This window comes from Gaetbulibacter jejuensis (assembly GCF_039524015.1).
Classification (GTDB): Bacteria; Bacteroidota; Bacteroidia; order Flavobacteriales; family Flavobacteriaceae; genus Gaetbulibacter_B; species Gaetbulibacter_B jejuensis.
Genome location: NZ_BAAAGF010000004.1, coordinates 38,696 through 55,678, shown reverse-complemented (window position 1 = coordinate 55,678; position 16,983 = coordinate 38,696). Strand labels below are relative to the sequence as shown.

The window sequence follows — 16,983 nt, the reverse complement described above, 5'->3', positions numbered from 1 at the left end:
CTTTCATTTTCATTAACAAAAAAACATGAATAATTCCGTAATTTTGCGCTTCAAAACACAACATAATTTTAATGAATACAAATGCTTTCGCACTTCGTCATATTGGTCCTAGAGAAGACGACCAAAAAGAGATGCTAAAAACCCTTGGTGTTGACTCTTTAGAACAACTAATTTACGAAACCATTCCTGATGATATTCGCTTAAAAAAAGAATTGAATCTAGATGAACCAATGACTGAACATGAATACAATATTCATATTCACGAATTATCAAAAAAGAATAAGGTTTATAAAACATACATAGGTTTAGGATACCATCCAACTATTTTACCTGCAGTTATTCAGCGTAATATTTTAGAAAATCCAGGTTGGTATACAGCTTACACACCTTACCAAGCCGAAATTGCTCAAGGTCGTCTAGAGGCTTTATTAAATTTCCAAACTATGGTTACAGACCTTACAGGTATGGAAATAGCAAATGCATCTTTACTTGACGAAAGTACTGCTGCTGCTGAAGCTATGAGTTTGTTATTTGCAGTAAGAGAACGCGACCAAAAGAAACAAGGTGTTAACAAGTTTTTTGTTTCTGAAAACATATTACCACAAACGCTATCTTTACTAGAAACAAGATCCACTCCTATTGGTGTAGAAATTGTAGTAGGCAATGAAGATGAGTTTGATTTTTCTTCAGAGTTTTTTGGCGCTATCCTTCAATATCCTGGAAAAAACGGAGAGGTTACTGACATAAAATCTTTCATTTCGAAAGCTAACGAAAACCAAATTAAAGTAGCTGTAGCTGCTGATATTTTAAGTTTAGTTAAACTGGAAGCTCCAGGGCAATTTGGAGCTGATGTTGTTGTAGGTACTACCCAACGTTTTGGAATCCCAATGGGTTATGGTGGACCACACGCAGCTTTTTTTGCAACTAAAGAAGCCTACAAACGTGATATTCCTGGTCGTATTATTGGTGTAACAAAAGACACTAATGGCAACAGAGCTTTACGTATGGCGTTACAAACACGTGAGCAACACATTAAGCGTGACAAGGCAACATCAAACATTTGCACTGCTCAAGTATTATTAGCTGTTATGGCAGGAATGTATGCAGTATATCATGGTCCTAAAGGGCTTAAATTTATTGCTAACAAAGTTCACAATTCAGCTTCAACACTAGAAAAGGCATTAAAAAAATTAGGTTATAAGCAAGCTAACACTTCTTACTTTGATACGCTTCAAATAAAAACTGATGCTAAAAAACTTAGAAAGATTGCCAAAGAGAAAAAAGTAAATTTCTTCTATCCTGATGATAACACAGTAACTATTGCGTTAAACGAAACAACATCAGTAAGAGATTTAAATTATATTATAGCTGTTTTTGCAAAAGCGGCTAAAAAAGAGGCTTTCGAAATTTCTTCAATTACTGAAGACGTTAATATTGCTGAAGATTTACAAAGACAGTCAGACTTTTTAACGTTAGATGTTTTTAACACTTATCACTCAGAAACCGAGTTGATGCGTTATATAAAATCTTTAGAGCGTAAAGATTTATCATTAAACCACTCGATGATTTCTTTAGGTTCTTGTACCATGAAACTTAATGCAGCTGCTGAAATGTTGCCTTTAAGTATTTTTAAATGGGCAAACATTCATCCTTTTGTTCCTAAAAAACAAGCTGAAGGTTATCTTACGGTTTTAAAAGAACTAGAAGATCAACTTACAGAAATCACTGGTTTTGCAGCCACTTCCTTACAACCAAACTCTGGTGCTCAAGGTGAGTTTGCTGGACTTATGGTTATAAAAGCATATCACGAATCTCGTGGAGATCATCACAGAAACATTTGTTTAATTCCGTCGTCTGCACATGGCACCAATCCTGCAAGTGCAGTAATGGCAGGAATGAAAGTTGTAGTTACTAAGTCTACTGACGAAGGTAATATTGATGTTGATGATTTACGTGAAAAAGCCGAATTACACAAAGACAATTTGTCTTGTTTAATGGTTACTTACCCTTCAACACATGGTGTTTACGAATCTGCGATAAAAGAAATTACTAAAATCATCCATGATAATGGCGGACAAGTTTATATGGATGGGGCAAACATGAACGCCCAAGTAGGGTTAACAAACCCTGGAAATATTGGTGCAGATGTATGTCACCTTAACCTTCATAAAACGTTTGCTATTCCTCATGGTGGTGGAGGTCCTGGAGTTGGACCAATTTGTGTTGCTAAACAACTTGTACCTTTCTTACCAGGAAATCCAATAGTAAAAACTGGTGGTAAAAAAGCTATTACAGCTATTTCGGCTGCACCTTTTGGTTCTGCGTTAGCATGCTTAATTTCTTATGGATATATTAAAATGCTTGGTGCAGAAGGTTTAACTCAAGCTACCAAAATTGCCATTTTGAATGCCAATTATATCAAACACCGTTTACAAGGAAGTTTTGATACACTGTATTCTGGGGAACGTGGTAGAGCAGCTCATGAAATGATTGTAGACTGTAGAGCATTTAAAGCCAACGGAATTGAAGTGGTTGACATTGCAAAACGTTTAATGGATTATGGGTTCCATGCACCAACAGTATCTTTTCCTGTGGCAGGAACAATGATGATTGAACCTACTGAAAGTGAAAGTAAAGCTGAAATGGACCGCTTTTGTGACGCTATGATTTCTATTAGAAAAGAAATTAGCGAAGTTTCTAAAGAAGACGACAATAATGTCTTAAAAAATGCACCTCACACTTTAGAGTTAGTTACCTCAGACGAGTGGTTACTACCTTACTCTAGAGAGAAAGCTGCTTTTCCTTTGGACTATGTAAAAGACAATAAATTTTGGCCTTCTGTAAGACGTGTTGACGATGCTTATGGAGACCGTAATTTAATATGCACTTGCGCTCCAATTGAAGAATATATGGATGCATAATACGATGTTGAACATCGTAAAATAATCAGATAATAAAGACGCCTTTAATTTACAGCTAGTATATTTGTTATATTAGTAAAAATTAAAGGCTTTTTTCTTTTATGAATATAAAAATTACAGGTACTGGAAGCTATATCCCTGATACCATTGAAAAAAATGAAAACTTTCACCAACACCAGTTTTTAAACACTGATGGCTCAGAAATTAATCATCCTAACGAAGTTATTGTTGATAAATTTAAAGCCATAACTGGTATTGCTGAACGTAGATATGCAAAACACCATTTAACAGCGTCTGACCTTGGGTTCTTTGCTGCCGAAAAAGCTATTGCTAACGCAAACATAGACCCAGAAACTCTAGATTATATCATAGTATCACACAATTTTGGTGATGTTAAACACAACACCATTCAAAGTGATATTTTACCATGTTTAGCAGCACGAATAAAACACAGCTTGCGTATTAAAAACCCAAAATGCGTTGCCTACGACATTCTTTTTGGTTGTCCTGGTTGGGTAGAAGGTGTTATACAAGCTAATGCATTTATTAAGGCTGGTATTGCAAAACGTTGCTTAGTTATAGGAGCTGAAACTTTATCGAGAGTGGTTGATAAGCACGATAGAGACTCTATGATTTATAGTGATGGAGCTGGCGCAACAATTATAGAAGCTACTAATGATGAAGGCGGAATTTTAGCACACGAAAGTGCTAGTTTTACTTATGATGAAGCTTACTATTTATTCTTCGGAAACTCAAACAATCAAGACCTTTGTAGAGACACACGTTACATTAAAATGGATGGTCGTAAAATTTACGAATTTGCTTTAAGCAATGTTCCAAGTGCAATGAAAGCCTGCTTAGATAAAAGCGGAATAGACATTAAAGAGGTGAAAAAAATATTCATCCATCAAGCTAATGAAAAAATGGACGAAGCTATATTAAAACGCTTTTACAGACTCTACAAAACCGATATCCCTGAAGGCATTATGCCTATGAACATTCAAAAATTAGGTAATAGTTCTGTTGCAACTGTACCTACACTTTTTGACTTGGTAAAGAACAATAAATTAGAAAATCATAGTCTTACAAAAGGAGATATTATTATGTTTGCAAGTGTTGGTGCAGGAATGCACATTAACGCTATTGTTTACAAATATTAATAATACTTCCACTGTTGTGGAAAGAAGCTATGTACGAAGGAAAATTTCCACACAAGAGATATAAAATAACTTTAGAGTTCTTAAAAAAGCATATTAAAACACCTGCTTCTGTTTTAGATTTAGGTGTAGAAAACCCATTTACAGAAATTATGAAAGCAAATGGGTTTTCTGTTGAAAACACTTCTGGTATTGATTTAGACGAAGACACTTCTGAAATTGAAAACACCAATACTGATGTGGTAACTGCTTTTGAAATTTTTGAACATTTGCTTTCACCTTATACTGTTTTAAAGTCTATAAAATCAGATAAATTAGTAGCTAGCATTCCTTTAAAATTATGGTTTGCTTCTGCTTACAGAAGTAAAACCGATATGAGAGATCGTCATTACCATGAGTTTGAAGATTGGCAGTTTGATTGGTTATTAGAAAAAACAGGTTGGAAAATTATAGACTCTAAAAAATGGACCAATCCAACAAAAAAGATAGGTATTAGACCCATATTACGTTGGTTTACGCCAAGATATTACATTGTTTATGCTGAAAGAGTTTAACTTTGAATACTTAATATTTCAAATTTTTGAACTTTTATATCGTCATACCAGCTCATAATGAAGAAGATTGCATAGCGCAAACTTTGGAGTCGTTAGTAAATCAATCGGTTTTACCTAAAAAAGTGCTTGTAGTTAACGATAACTCTACAGACAAGACTGAAGCTATAGTCTCTTCTTTTTGCTCAAAACACTCCTGGATAACCCTTGTAAATTACAAATCTTCTAACACTCATCTTCCGGGTTCAAAAGTAATAAACGCCTTTTACCAAGGCTACAACACGCTAGACGATAACTACGATGTAATTTGTAAGTTTGATGCAGATATTATTCTTCCTACCAATTATTTAGAGCGTATAAAAATGGTTTTTGAAAGTGATAAATCTGTTGGAATTGCTGGAGGTTTAGCCTATATAAAAAAAGACCATGAATGGGTTTATGAAAACATTGCCAACAAAACGCATGTTCGAGGTCCATTTAAAGCTTACCGAAAAGCTTGCTTTAAAGCTATTGGTGGTTTAAAACCATCCATTGGTTGGGACACGGTAGATACTTTACTCGCTAAATACCATAATTGGAAAGTGGTTGTAGACGAGTCGCTTTGTGTAAAGCATTTAAAACCTACAGGGAATAGTTACAATAAAGCCTCTAAACACTTACAAGGTAAAGCCATGTATAAAATGCGTTATGGTTTTGTAATTACATTAATTTCGGCATTAAAACTATCTTATAAAAAAAGAAGTTTTGCTCTATTTAAAAATTACTTAGTAGGCTATTTTAAAGCCAAAAAAGAACGTAAAGCGTTCTTAGTTTCTAAAGATGAAGGGAAATTTATACGACAACTTCGTTGGAAAGGAATAATAGGCAAACTCAAACAATAAACTTAGAAAAAGTAGGTATTACAACAATACAAAAGACAATTTTCAATCAAAACTCCACGCTTTGTAACTACTTGAAGCCTCTAACCTATTTTCAATAGCATCATCTAGTTCTGGAAAAAAATCAATTCCTGTTAACGCTTCTAAAGAATCTACCGAAACCACAAACTCATACAATGGTTTATTAGAGTTTTCATGAGGCATCAAAAACGCTATCATTTTTGTATTACCAGTATTATTATCAATAAGTACTTTGTAAAACTGATTAGGAACCGCTACGCGCTCTTCTCCTATAGTTTTTAAATTGCCTTTTAGCAAACCTCCAGAAACCACATATACGCCATCATACTTACTAGCCCAATAACGCACTTTTTGCTCTAAAGTATTCCAAATACCAGAATTAAACGCATGTTCTTGCGGACTAATATTACTGGTTAAAAATGTTTCATCATGAGCATATTTACTGTATTTTCTATCTCCTGCAGGACATAAATGCCCTCGATCATAACCTGACTTTTTATAATTGCGCCAATGTGCTGCTCCAGTTTTTACAGCTTTATCAATTTCAAAATATGGTCGTTTAAAATTAGTATTTGATAAATGCGATTTTTTCAACTCATAAGCTACCCATTCAGCTTGCTCGTGAGGTTCACTGTAAGATAGCGAGTAACCTTCATGATGTACTATTTGTCCTGTTGTGCTTGTTGGCAAAAAGTATTCGTTAGTATCTGTTTTTACAGTTTCTCCTTCAGATACTATTTCGGCTACTTCTTGTTCTTTTAAAAAGTGTTCGTAGCCTAAAACTCCAAAAATGATGATTATTGCAATTACAGAAGAAACTATTTTTTTATTCATTCTATTTCGTTTAACAAGTCCTGTGCTTTTTCGTGATTGTAATATGAATTAGAAATAATGGTATTCAAAACCTCTTTAACCTCATCTATTCTCTCTTGTTTGAGATACAGTAAAGCAGTATACCAATAGCTTATACTGTCATAAGTAGATTCATTATTTTTGAGTTGATCAAAAGTTAACTTTGCCTCTTGATACAAACCTAATTCTGTTTGTGCTATCCCAATATAAATATACAATAATGTATTATTGGTTTCAGACTCTAAAAAAGGTTTAAAAATAGCTAATGAAGCTTCATACTCTCCCTTATCAAATAAATGCTGAGCTTGCACAAGCTGATGTTCAGTTTCATTTGTAGAACCTCTAGTAACAAAGGAAGGCAAGCTATCATAACCAATATAGCTATTGTACAATTCTTGATTAGAAACATTTTGACTGAAGAAAAATTGAAACCCTAAAAAAACCACTACCGAAGCCGCTACTATATAGTAATACAGATTTTTATTGATTCCCTTATGTGCTTGTTTTTGATTAGAATATAGCCTATCAATAGTAAGTTTCAACTCTTGTATGTCATTATCCTGCAATGCTTCTTTATACTCTTGCACCTCTGAAGAAGAATTATCTATATAACTCCATTGACCTTCACTTAATGTATTAAAAGCTTGCTGCTCTAACTTAAATTCAGCTTCAAATTGAGCATCAGAATCTAACCGTTCTAAAAAAGAATCTTCCTCTTCTTTTGACAAAGTACCTTTAAGGTAGTTTTCAATTAAAATAAAATCTTCTTCTTTCATAACTTATGCAAAGCCTTAAAACGCTTATCTTTTTTAATTATCTCTTTTAATTTAGTTTTACATTTAAAAACGCGCTGTCTCGCAACTGTTTCTGAATTATACTTTAGCTTTTCCACAATATCACTATAAGATGATTTAGAAAAGTATAGTTTTAAAACAAGTCTACAGTTTTCAGATAAAAGTTTTAGGCTTTCAGAAAACAATTCCCAACGCTTTTGTTCTAAAATTGCCATAGCAATATCTTCATTTTCATCTCTTAGTTCCATTACTCCATCTTTTGTTACCTTAATTTTTGATTTATTTAATTCTCTACGCCATAAATTTTTACAAACTGTAAAAAAATAAATATCAAAACTTGAGTTTATGACAAACTTTTCTTTTTTGTATCTCACAGCCAATTGAAGTAAAGCTTTTTGAAAAACATCTTCTGCATCAACCTCTTGCCCTTTGTTATTTAAAACAAAAGATTTTACTTTATAAAAATTATTTTTATAGATAGCTAAAATAATTTTAGTATCGTTTTTTAATAGAGCCTCTAAATACTGGGAATTACTTATCACGCCTTTATTAAGTTATGGTAACAAAAATAAACTTTTATAAACTATGAGCGGAAAAGTTTTTTAAAGTCTAAACTGTAATGTCAAGCTGAAAACTTCTACATCTAAATAACTTTAGGAGATTAAAGTTTTTTAATATAATTTGTAAAAGATCTACCAACTAAACTAACCTTCTATGATCTTATCTTTTCATCATCGTGTTTTATGTATTTTTTTATGTTTTGTCTTTGGTATAATTGACTCTTCTGCACAACAAAATGACAGTTTAGCCATTTTAAATTTAGAAAAAGGAAAAAATGCATTATTCTATGCAAAAAACGACAAAGCAATTACTCATTTAAAACTAGCACTAAAAGCCTTTAAGGCTTCAAAAAAACACTTAAAAACAGCTGAATCTTATAATTTACTTTCTCGAGCATACATCTCAAAAAATAATACTGAAGAAGCTTTAGTTACTGCCACAAAGGCTCTAAACATTAGTAGACAAAATAACATTAAAGCTAAATTGGAAGAAGTAATTGCTCTAAACAGCATTGGAACTATTGAGCGCGTTAAGGGTAATTTTGATCAATCAAAAAAAGACCTCAAAATGGCTTTAAGCATTAGCCTAGAGTTTATAAAAGACAACAGCTACAACCTCTCATACTGCTATTATAATTTAGCAAGAACATATCACAGAAGTGGTAATTATAAAGACGCGATAGAACATTTAAACTTAGCTTTAAATTCTTTACAAAATGAATCCCCTAAGGATAAAGCTTTAAAAGCTAAAATAAGTGAAACCTTTGGACAAATTAACTATGATCAAGGAGATTTTGAAGCAGCTTTTGTAAATTTTAAAAACACTTATGAGTTTTCAAAAGAAGCATACCATGACGAAACTAATCATCCATACTTTATAGAAATATATAACCAATTAGGGCTTATCTACAATCAAAATAAAGAGTTTAATGAAGGTGAAAAGTATTTTCAAAAAGCTTTAAGCTTAAGTGTTTTACACTATGGATTAGACACACATCAAAGCCAATTGAGGATTCATTTCAATCTTGGTATGTCTTACTTAGACAGAGGTTTTAAAGAAGAGAGCTTATTTCACACTAAAAAAGCGCTTGAAATGGCTACTAAAATGTACGGAAAAGACCATTTTACACTTCACTTTCCATACAGTCAATTAGGAAGAATTTATGGTGATGAACGCGGTATTCCATATATTGAAAAAGCAATAACACTCCTCAACAAAGCTAATAATCAAAGAAGTAAAATAATAGCTTCGTTTTCATATGCTCACCTAGCTTCGGTTTATTATGATATTGAAGACTATTCAAAAGCACTAGAGAACATTCAAGAATCTCTAAAAATTAGGATAAAATATTTTGGCAAAAATAACATCAACACTATTGAGTCTCTAAACAACATAGCAAAAGTTTATCTAAAACTCAATGATTACGAAAAAGCACTAGACTATAATAATGAAGCTATTAGAGCTAATTATTTGGGGAGTCTTAATCAACAAAACAAACCTGAGTTCTTTCAATCAATTAGCTACTTAAGCAATAAGCTACAACTTGACGCTACAAAAACCAAAGCTGACATATTACTAGAGTTATATCTAGTTTCTGATAATAAAGAGTACTTAATAGAGAGCAATAAATTTTATAAAAAGGCAGAGTCTTTAATTAATTGGCTACGCAACACTAAAAGAAACTACAATGACAAAATCAAATTTTCGAGCACAACAAAAACTATCTATGGAAAAATCATAGAAACTGGACTATTAATGCATAGTCTAGACGAAAATATTGTATCAAAAGATAGTATTTTCTATTACTCAGAAAAAAGCAGAGCTAATGTATTAAGAGAGCTTGCCAAAAACTCAAAAGTAAAAGAAGTTTCAAATGTGAATACTGAAATTATAACGTTAGAAAACTACTTAAACAATGAAATTTCTAAACTAACCTCTCAAATTATTAAAGAGATTTCTAATAAAGTTATCGATACTACAAAAATATACACCTTAGAAGGTAGATTGTTTGACATCAACAAAAGCAAAGACTCTCTAGAACAGAGAATTGAAAAAGATTTTCCCAAATATTATGGTTTGAAATACGAAAAACCAATAGTAAGTATTTCAGAAATTCAAAGCCATTTAGATGAAGAAACAACGTTTATTGAGTTTTTTAAATCACAAACACACATTACGGTTTACATAATTACTAAAAGTACTATTGACATTAAAACCCTTGATGTTAAAAACTTAGATGAGACCATTCAAGTTTTTAATACTAATATCATAAATAAAGACGAAAATGCTTTTACAAAAACCGCATCAGATTTATATCAACAATTAATAAAACCTATCAAAGAAAACTTTAAAGGCAATAAATTAATTATAGTCCCAGATGAGTCTCTATGGCATTTGCAATTTGACCTTCTAATTAATTCTGACTATACAAGACCAAACCATAAGCCAAACTATTTACTCTACGACTATGCGATTAGTTATGCTAATTCAGCAAGCATGCTCTATGAAAGTAACTTAAAACATAGTTCTAAAGATATACTTAATGAATGTATGGCTTTTTCATATACCATTAATGATTCGATATTAAATAACAACGAAATTGATTTACCAGGTTCTAGAAAGGAAATCACGGAACTCTCTCAAGTGTTTAAAGGCAAATACTTTTTTGATGACGATGCCAATGAGACAAATTTTAAAACCTACGTTAACAAATACAAATTAATTCACCTTGCATTACATGCTGAAATAGATAGCTTAAATCCCGAAATCATTAAAATACATTTTTCAGAATCTTTAAAAAACAACAAAGAAGATAACATACTTTATGGTCATGAATTATACACTGTTAATATTCCTGCTGACTTAGTTGTGTTAAGCGCTTGTAATACTGGAGTAGGCAAAATAAATAAAGGAGAAGGTATTTTAAGCTTAGGCAATGCTTTTCAATATGCAGGAGCTAAAAGCCTAATGCTAAGTAGATGGAAAATATCAGATGAAACCACTCCAGAAATAATGAAGCTTTTTTATAAAAACTTAAAAAAAGGAATAACTAAAAGCAAAGCACTTCAGCAAGCTAAGATTGACTATTTAAATACTACAAATGTTTTCACTTCTCATCCCTATTATTGGGGTAGCTTCTATATTTTAGGTGATACTAACACTGTGAAGCTTAGTAGTACCTCTTCTAATATTTACTATTATATTGGTGCTTTTATCACTCTTTGCTTTGGAGTTTTTATGTTTCGTAGAAAAAAAACAAAAAAAATCGGGTAACAAATTTGAAACTATTGAACAAGATTATACAATCAATTGTTTAATTAAATTCAAATTTTATGAAACTAAACTTTTACAAATTAACTCTCCTTATCTTTTTGTGTTTTAACATGATTAGTTTTGGGCAACAAGAAAATGCTAATTGGTATTTTGGAAATGGAGCTGGTCTTAATTTTAATGGTGCTGCTACTCCTATTTTTGATGGACAAACTACTAACCTTCATTATCAGTCAGCAACAGTAAGTGATGATGACGGCAACCTATTATTTTATACAGATGGCAGTACTGTGTGGAACGGTAACCACCAAGTTATTGGTTCTGGATTAAACGGAGGATCAAGAACTGTTTCAATTGTACCAATGCCAGGGGATTGCAATAAATATTATGTATTTACAATATTAATTGATCATCCAACCATAGGAGACGACTATTTTTATTCAATTGTAGATATAGAGAACAATACAATTACTAACCTCAACACTAATTTAAATTTATTGCCGATTGCAGAAAAGGATGAAATCCGTAGAGAAAATCATATGACTGTAGCAACTCATGCCGATGGAGAATCATATTGGTTGATATTAAACCCTTTTGATGAATTGCTCTCTATATTAATAACCTCTAATGGTATTTCAAACACACCTGTAATAACACCAGAAGATCAATTTTCAGAATACCATTTTGGTTTTAAAGGCACATCTGGAATCAGTATTTCACCTAATATGCAGCGTATAGCTTATGCCAAAGTACTGATTGACAACGACCCTCCACCATATGGCTTTACAAGAGTAAATAGAGCATATGTATTTACTTTTGACAACTCAACAGGAACATTTACTTATGAAAAAGGAAATTCTAGTTATGTTAATCCTAGCAATCCAAACCCTAGTCCTTATGAACCTTTTCAAGCTTTTGAATTTTCGCAAAACAGTCAAGTACTATACTCAATACTTGCTGATGAAACTAATAACTCCTATAATATAGGACAAATGAACCTACAAACATCTTCACCTTACTTATCAGGAATTATATTAAATTCTTTTCAAGGTGGAAATGGTTTATCTAATTCACCTACCCTAGTACGTGGTATTGACAATAAAATTTATGTTCCTAAGAGCGGAACGAAATTAGATGTTATTAATTCTCCAAACACCCTTGGACTTGGTTGCAACTATCAATCAAACCAAATCGATTTAGGAAGAGTTACTAGAAAACTACCTCAACAGGTCCAAATTCAGAACAATACGAATAACTGTGACACAGACCCATGTGAAGGCACAAGTATTACTATAGAAAATAAAATCCCTAATTGTGAAAGTTTAGAGGAATTTTGGTATTTTAATTTAAACACTAAAATTATTACACCTGCAGGCTATGATTTAAACCAAGCAAATGCAGATTATTACAGTAACAATTTTAGTTTAGATATTATTGACTTAGATAATAACCAAATTTTCGCGACCCTTCCCACTTCTGCTATTGACAGTGGTCTATTTCAAAACGGAATACTCTATATTAACTATGTTATTGATTGGCAAATAATGGCTAACGCCAACAATAGTGGAAATTATGCTTTTCGAATTAATGCTAATTTAACAACTAGTAATGGAATTTGCGAATTAAGCTATACTGCTTATAAGCTTTCTTTTGATGCATGCGAAGCACCAAATCCATGTGATGAAAATCCAATACAGGTTTCTTCTGAAATACCTAAATGTGATGATTTAGATCTTATTAATGGTTTTAGCTTTGAAATATGTGGGACATATTGTTATGATGATGTAACTGGTCCTTACTTGTTTAATATGGAACTTGACATTATAGATATAGACAATAACAATCAAGTTATTTATAGTCTTCCAGGAAATCCATCTATTATCAATGGTAACTTTTGTTTCGAAATCTTAGATTCATATTTTATAAATGGTCTTGTAGGGAATTATAACTTTAGAATTACGACATCATATCAAGATTTCAATGGCAATATGTATGAGGTTTTAAAAACTATTGAAGGCATATCATTTGAACCATGCCCAATTGAGTGTAATGAAATAAAAGAAGTTAAACTAGAAGAAGATGGACTTCTTTTAATATGGGATCCTGAGGAAGAAGCTGAACAATACACCATACTTTTTACCGAAAACCCTAAGTGTGATATTGATTATGACCCTTCAGAGAATGGTGTTAATACTCATGTTACCTCTTACAACTATTTTGACCTGAAAAATTTGATTGGAAAATATAAAGAATGCCTATCTTTTAAAATCATATCAAACTGTGGCTCTGAAACACCATGGTGTACCCTTAAATGGGTTGATGATCATTTTGAATTTCTTAATGGAAGTTGCTCAGCATTATCAAGAAAAGCTCAAGACAGTATAAATGTTTTCCCTAATCCAGCTACCAATAAGCTATCTGTTTCAAGTGAAAACTCAAAGATAGCTGCAATTGAAATTTACAACATCCATGGAAAACCAACTCAAATTCATAACTCTGTAAATTCACTTTCACAGCAAATTGATGTAAACCGATTACCTAGAGGATATTACATAATGAAGGTTACACTAGAAAACGGAACATCTCAACATAAAAATATATTATTAAAATAATACAACCTTTAGCATAGTTACTAAAAAAGCTGATTAGACAATCTAATCAGCTTTTTTATAGATGTTAAGACACACAAAAACTAATCTAAAACAAACCCTAAAGGTTGTCCTGTTGCACCATTAGGAAAACTAATACCTAAAAATGCCGAAATTGTTGGTGCAATATCAGGTATTACGGTTTTTTGAAATGTTTCTCCATGCTTAATTCCTTTTCCGAAGAATAATAAAGGCACATGTGTATCATAATTTAACCCACTGCCATGAGTTGAACCTGTTTTACTGTATGAAATATGTGCTGGATTTGGCACTACCAAAATATCTCCAGAACGTCTTTGATTATACCCTTTTTGAAGTAATTGCTCTACTCCTGAGTCAAAAGACATTGTACTCATTGTTTTAGATGAATACACTTTATATACATTTTCATAAGTAATTAACTCATCAACAATAGCTTCTTGTACATCATCTAAGTCTAAATCTAGAGTTTTTAGTTTCTCTCTATTTAAAAATATTTGGTCGTTGCTTACATTTTCAACTAAATCAGACGCTCCAAACGTAGCAGTCATAAACTCATTAAAATCAGCTTTAGTTTTTGAGTTATTTAAATACCCAGCAGGAATTTTAACCGATTGTAAATATGAAGGCACATCAACAGCTCCATGATCTGCTGTTAAAAACACAGTATATTCTCCTTTACCAACTGTTGCATCTAAATGATTAAATAATCGCTCTAAGTCTTTATCTAGTCTAAGGTATGTATCTTGAACTTCTTTAGAATTCACACCAAAATTGTGCCCAACATAATCAGTACTTGAGTAACTTAAAACCAAAACATCAGTGATATTATCTTTACCCAATTGCTCTCCATCAATTGCAGCTAAAGCAAAATCTGTAGTAAGGTCGTTTCCATAAGCAGTTGCTTTAAGAATATCAAAACCTCCATTAGAGTCTTTTAAAGCAGCCAAGTCATAAGGAAAAGTTGCTGTTTCCTTACCTTTAAATCCTCCTTCAAAATTGTTTAAATCGCTACCGCTTTCAACATAAGTATTAATATCGTATAAGGTATTCCAAACTTTAAAATAAGATTGCGCAACATTTGAATTATTAAAATCCTTAACCCATTGCGGAAGATCATTCATGTAAAAAGTACTCGATATCCATTTTCCTTCATTTTTACCATGAAACCAATATGCTCCATTAGCAGTATGTCCTGCAGGTAAAATTGCTCCTCTATCTTTCATAGAAATACCAATAGTCTTTCCTCGCATTTGAGTAAACAATCTATTTTCATCAGCAAAACTGGTAGTTAACATGCGTTGTGGTGACATTTTTCCTGAAGAACTTGTTGTCCCTACTGATTCCACCGTGTCATCTCCTGCACAGTACACCATTTGTTTAGCGTCTTTATCATACCAATCATTAGCAATTATGCCATGATATTTTGGTGTAGTTCCTGTATAAACCGATGCATGTCCTGGTCCTGTTTTTGTTGGAATGTAATTGAAATGGTTGTTCTTACAGTTAAACCCTTCGTTAATCATTCGTTTAAATCCACCTTCTCCAAAACGATTATAAAAACGTGTTAAGTAATCGTATCTCATTTGGTCAACTACAATACCTACAACCAATTTTGGTCTTGAAGTTAAATCATGCTCATACTGAGTTTCTATCTCTGTAATTTCATGTTGGGCTTTACATGATAGAGTAATTACTAATAATACTAATAGTGTTAAATGTCTTTTCATTGTTGTGATTTGTAAACGAAGCCCAAAAATACAGATTTTAAAACATCATAATTTAAAATTAAGGTTAAATACCTGTAAGTTTTTTTTACTTTAGCAGTAACAAATTATACTATGACGTACCTTCATAATATTGGTAAATATTTTTTGATGATTGCTGAAATGTTCCGCAAGCCTACGAAGTGGAGCGTAATGAAGCAGTTGATATTAAAAGACATTGACGATTTAGTTATTGGCTCTTTAGGCATTGTTGCATTTATAGCCTTTTTTGTTGGAGGCGTTGTTGCAATACAAACGTCATTAAACATCAACAACCCTTTAATACCAAAATACCTTGTTGGTTTTGCAACTCGACAATCGATAGTGCTAGAATTTGCTCCAACGTTTATCTCTATTATTATGGCTGGTAAAGTGGGTTCTTTTATTACCTCAAGCATAGGAACTATGCGAGTAACCGAGCAAATTGATGCTCTAGAAGTTATGGGAATCAACTCGTTAAACTATCTTGTTTTCCCTAAATTCATTTCGCTTATGCTTTATCCTTTTGTGATTTCCATTGCAATGTTTTTAGGCGTTCTTGGTGGTATGGCTGCATGTGTGTATGGTGGTTATGGTACATTGGAAGATTACGTTATAGGTATTCAAACAGATTTTATCCCTTTCCATATTACATATGCGTTTATAAAAACCATTGTTTTTGCTTTTATTTTAGCAACCATACCTTCATTTTATGGATATTATATGAAAGGTGGAGCTCTTGAAGTAGGTAAAGCTAGTACAACCTCATTTGTTTGGACCAGTGTTGTAATTATTCTCTTAAACTTTTTACTAACCAGTTTGTTATTAGGCTAATGATAGAAGTTAAAAATTTACATAAATCGTTTGGAGAAGCTCATATTTTAAAAGGAATTACAACCTCTTTTGAAAAAGGCAAAACCAATCTTATTATTGGGCAAAGTGGTTCTGGTAAAACAGTTTTTTTAAAATGTTTGTTGGGTTTATTTGATTATGAAGAAGGCTCTATTGCTTACGAAGGAAAAATATTTAGCAAGCTAAGTCCTGATGAAAAACGAAATTTAAGAGCCGAAATAGGCATGGTATTTCAAGGGAGTGCACTTTTTGACTCTATGACGATTGCCGAAAATGTAATGTTCCCATTACGTATGTTTACTAAACAAAGTAAAAGTGAAATGCAAGATCGTGTAGATTTTGTGCTTAAGCGTGTTAATCTTGACGATGCTCACAATAAAATGCCAAGTGAAGCTAGTGGTGGAATGCAAAAGCGTGTTGCCATTGCTCGTGCTATTGTAAACAATCCTAAATATTTATTTTGCGACGAACCTAACTCTGGTTTAGATCCTAAAACTGCAATTGTTATTGACAACTTGATACAAGAAATTACTGACGAGTATAACATTACTACTGTAATAAACTCCCATGATATGAACTCAGTGATGGAAATAGGTGAAAAAATTGTGTTTCTTAAAAACGGACTAAAAGAATGGGAAGGCTCTAAAGACACTATTTTTAAAACTGACAACGAAGCAGTAACAAACTTTGTATATTCTTCTGAATTATTTAAAAAAGTACGAAGAATGTACTTAGAAGAGAATAGCTAAAAAAA

General features: G+C 32.2%; 12 protein-coding genes. 8 read left to right on the top strand and 4 right to left on the bottom strand.

The features are described 5' to 3' along the window. Window positions 1-71 precede the first annotated feature (71 nt). The 4 genes from gcvP to ABD011_RS12210 all read left to right on the top strand — a co-directional run bounded on the left by gcvP (window position 72) and on the right by ABD011_RS12210 (window position 5,510). Window positions 72-2,921 (top strand): aminomethyl-transferring glycine dehydrogenase, encoded by a 2,850-nt coding sequence (gene gcvP, locus ABD011_RS12225; RefSeq protein WP_343798634.1) that lies wholly within the window; start codon window positions 72-74, stop codon window positions 2,919-2,921. 101 nt (window positions 2,922-3,022) lie between these two features. Continuing rightward, window positions 3,023-4,081 (top strand): 3-oxoacyl-ACP synthase III family protein, encoded by a 1,059-nt coding sequence (locus ABD011_RS12220; RefSeq protein ID WP_129761474.1) that lies wholly within the window; start codon window positions 3,023-3,025, stop codon window positions 4,079-4,081. 29 nt (window positions 4,082-4,110) lie between these two features. After that, a complete protein-coding gene (locus ABD011_RS12215) occupies window positions 4,111-4,632 on the top strand; it encodes a methyltransferase domain-containing protein (RefSeq protein WP_129761475.1) in 522 nt (173 codons plus the stop codon). 26 nt (window positions 4,633-4,658) lie between these two features. Beyond that, complete coding sequence (locus ABD011_RS12210) at window positions 4,659-5,510, top strand: glycosyltransferase family 2 protein (protein WP_343798633.1); 852 nt, start codon at window positions 4,659-4,661, stop codon at window positions 5,508-5,510. A 42-nt stretch (window positions 5,511-5,552) separates the two neighbouring features. On the opposite strand, the gene ABD011_RS12205 is transcribed toward ABD011_RS12210, so the two are convergent. Genes ABD011_RS12205 through ABD011_RS12195 form a run of 3 tightly spaced genes read right to left on the bottom strand, consistent with a single transcriptional unit; the run spans window position 5,553 to window position 7,716 of the window. Continuing rightward, a complete protein-coding gene (locus ABD011_RS12205; protein ID WP_343798631.1) occupies window positions 5,553-6,362 on the bottom strand; it encodes a DNA/RNA non-specific endonuclease in 810 nt (269 codons plus the stop codon). Beyond that, window positions 6,359-7,156, bottom strand: a complete 798-nt coding sequence (locus tag ABD011_RS12200) for a tetratricopeptide repeat protein (RefSeq protein ID WP_343798628.1) — start codon at window positions 7,154-7,156, stop codon at window positions 6,359-6,361. Before ABD011_RS12200 ends, ABD011_RS12205 begins: the two co-directional genes overlap by 4 nt. Beyond that, window positions 7,153-7,716: an RNA polymerase sigma factor gene (locus tag ABD011_RS12195; RefSeq protein WP_343798626.1), complete on the bottom strand. Its 564-nt coding sequence runs from the start codon at window positions 7,714-7,716 to the stop codon at window positions 7,153-7,155. Before ABD011_RS12195 ends, ABD011_RS12200 begins: the two co-directional genes overlap by 4 nt. A gap of 172 nt (window positions 7,717-7,888) precedes the next feature. On the opposite strand from ABD011_RS12195, the gene ABD011_RS12190 reads away from it, so the two are divergent. Both ABD011_RS12190 and ABD011_RS12185 read left to right on the top strand, forming a co-directional pair. After that, window positions 7,889-11,008 carry a CHAT domain-containing protein gene (locus ABD011_RS12190; protein ID WP_343798624.1) on the top strand — a complete coding sequence of 1,040 codons (3,120 nt, stop codon included), beginning with the start codon at window positions 7,889-7,891 and terminating at the stop codon, window positions 11,006-11,008. Between the two features lie 59 nt (window positions 11,009-11,067). After that, the gene (locus ABD011_RS12185) at window positions 11,068-13,617 is read left to right on the top strand and encodes a T9SS type A sorting domain-containing protein (protein WP_343798622.1); all 2,550 of its coding nucleotides are present in this window, start codon (window positions 11,068-11,070) and stop codon (window positions 13,615-13,617) included. 80 nt (window positions 13,618-13,697) lie between these two features. On the opposite strand, the gene pafA is transcribed toward ABD011_RS12185, so the two are convergent. Then, window positions 13,698-15,362, bottom strand: coding sequence for an alkaline phosphatase PafA (gene pafA, locus ABD011_RS12180; RefSeq protein ID WP_343798620.1), 1,665 nt, complete (start codon window positions 15,360-15,362; stop codon window positions 13,698-13,700). 111 nt (window positions 15,363-15,473) lie between these two features. On the opposite strand from pafA, the gene ABD011_RS12175 reads away from it, so the two are divergent. Next, on the top strand, window positions 15,474-16,211 hold the full coding sequence (locus ABD011_RS12175) for an MlaE family ABC transporter permease (RefSeq protein ID WP_129761479.1): 738 nt from the start codon (window positions 15,474-15,476) through the stop codon (window positions 16,209-16,211). Further along, entirely contained in the window at window positions 16,211-16,978 is a 768-nt protein-coding gene (locus ABD011_RS12170) for an ABC transporter ATP-binding protein (RefSeq protein WP_131508069.1), read from the top strand. The genes ABD011_RS12175 and ABD011_RS12170 overlap by 1 nt, the downstream gene beginning before the upstream one ends. Window positions 16,979-16,983 lie beyond the last annotated feature (5 nt).

Excerpts from the sequence above, each read along its gene's own strand:
- gcvP (WP_343798634.1), top strand. The coding sequence starts at position 72 with ATGAATACAAATGCTTTCGCACTTCGTCATATTGGTCCTAGAGAAGAC.
- ABD011_RS12220 (WP_129761474.1), top strand. The coding sequence starts at position 3,023 with ATGAATATAAAAATTACAGGTACTGGAAGCTATATCCCTGATACCATT.
- ABD011_RS12215 (WP_129761475.1), top strand. The coding sequence starts at position 4,111 with ATGTACGAAGGAAAATTTCCACACAAGAGATATAAAATAACTTTAGAG.
- ABD011_RS12205 (WP_343798631.1), bottom strand. The coding sequence starts at position 6,362 with ATGAATAAAAAAATAGTTTCTTCTGTAATTGCAATAATCATCATTTTT.
- ABD011_RS12200 (WP_343798628.1), bottom strand. The coding sequence starts at position 7,156 with ATGAAAGAAGAAGATTTTATTTTAATTGAAAACTACCTTAAAGGTACT.
- ABD011_RS12190 (WP_343798624.1), top strand. The coding sequence starts at position 7,889 with ATGATCTTATCTTTTCATCATCGTGTTTTATGTATTTTTTTATGTTTT.
- ABD011_RS12185 (WP_343798622.1), top strand. The coding sequence starts at position 11,068 with ATGAAACTAAACTTTTACAAATTAACTCTCCTTATCTTTTTGTGTTTT.
- pafA (WP_343798620.1), bottom strand. The coding sequence starts at position 15,362 with ATGAAAAGACATTTAACACTATTAGTATTATTAGTAATTACTCTATCA.
- ABD011_RS12175 (WP_129761479.1), top strand. The coding sequence starts at position 15,474 with ATGACGTACCTTCATAATATTGGTAAATATTTTTTGATGATTGCTGAA.
- ABD011_RS12170 (WP_131508069.1), top strand. The coding sequence starts at position 16,211 with ATGATAGAAGTTAAAAATTTACATAAATCGTTTGGAGAAGCTCATATT.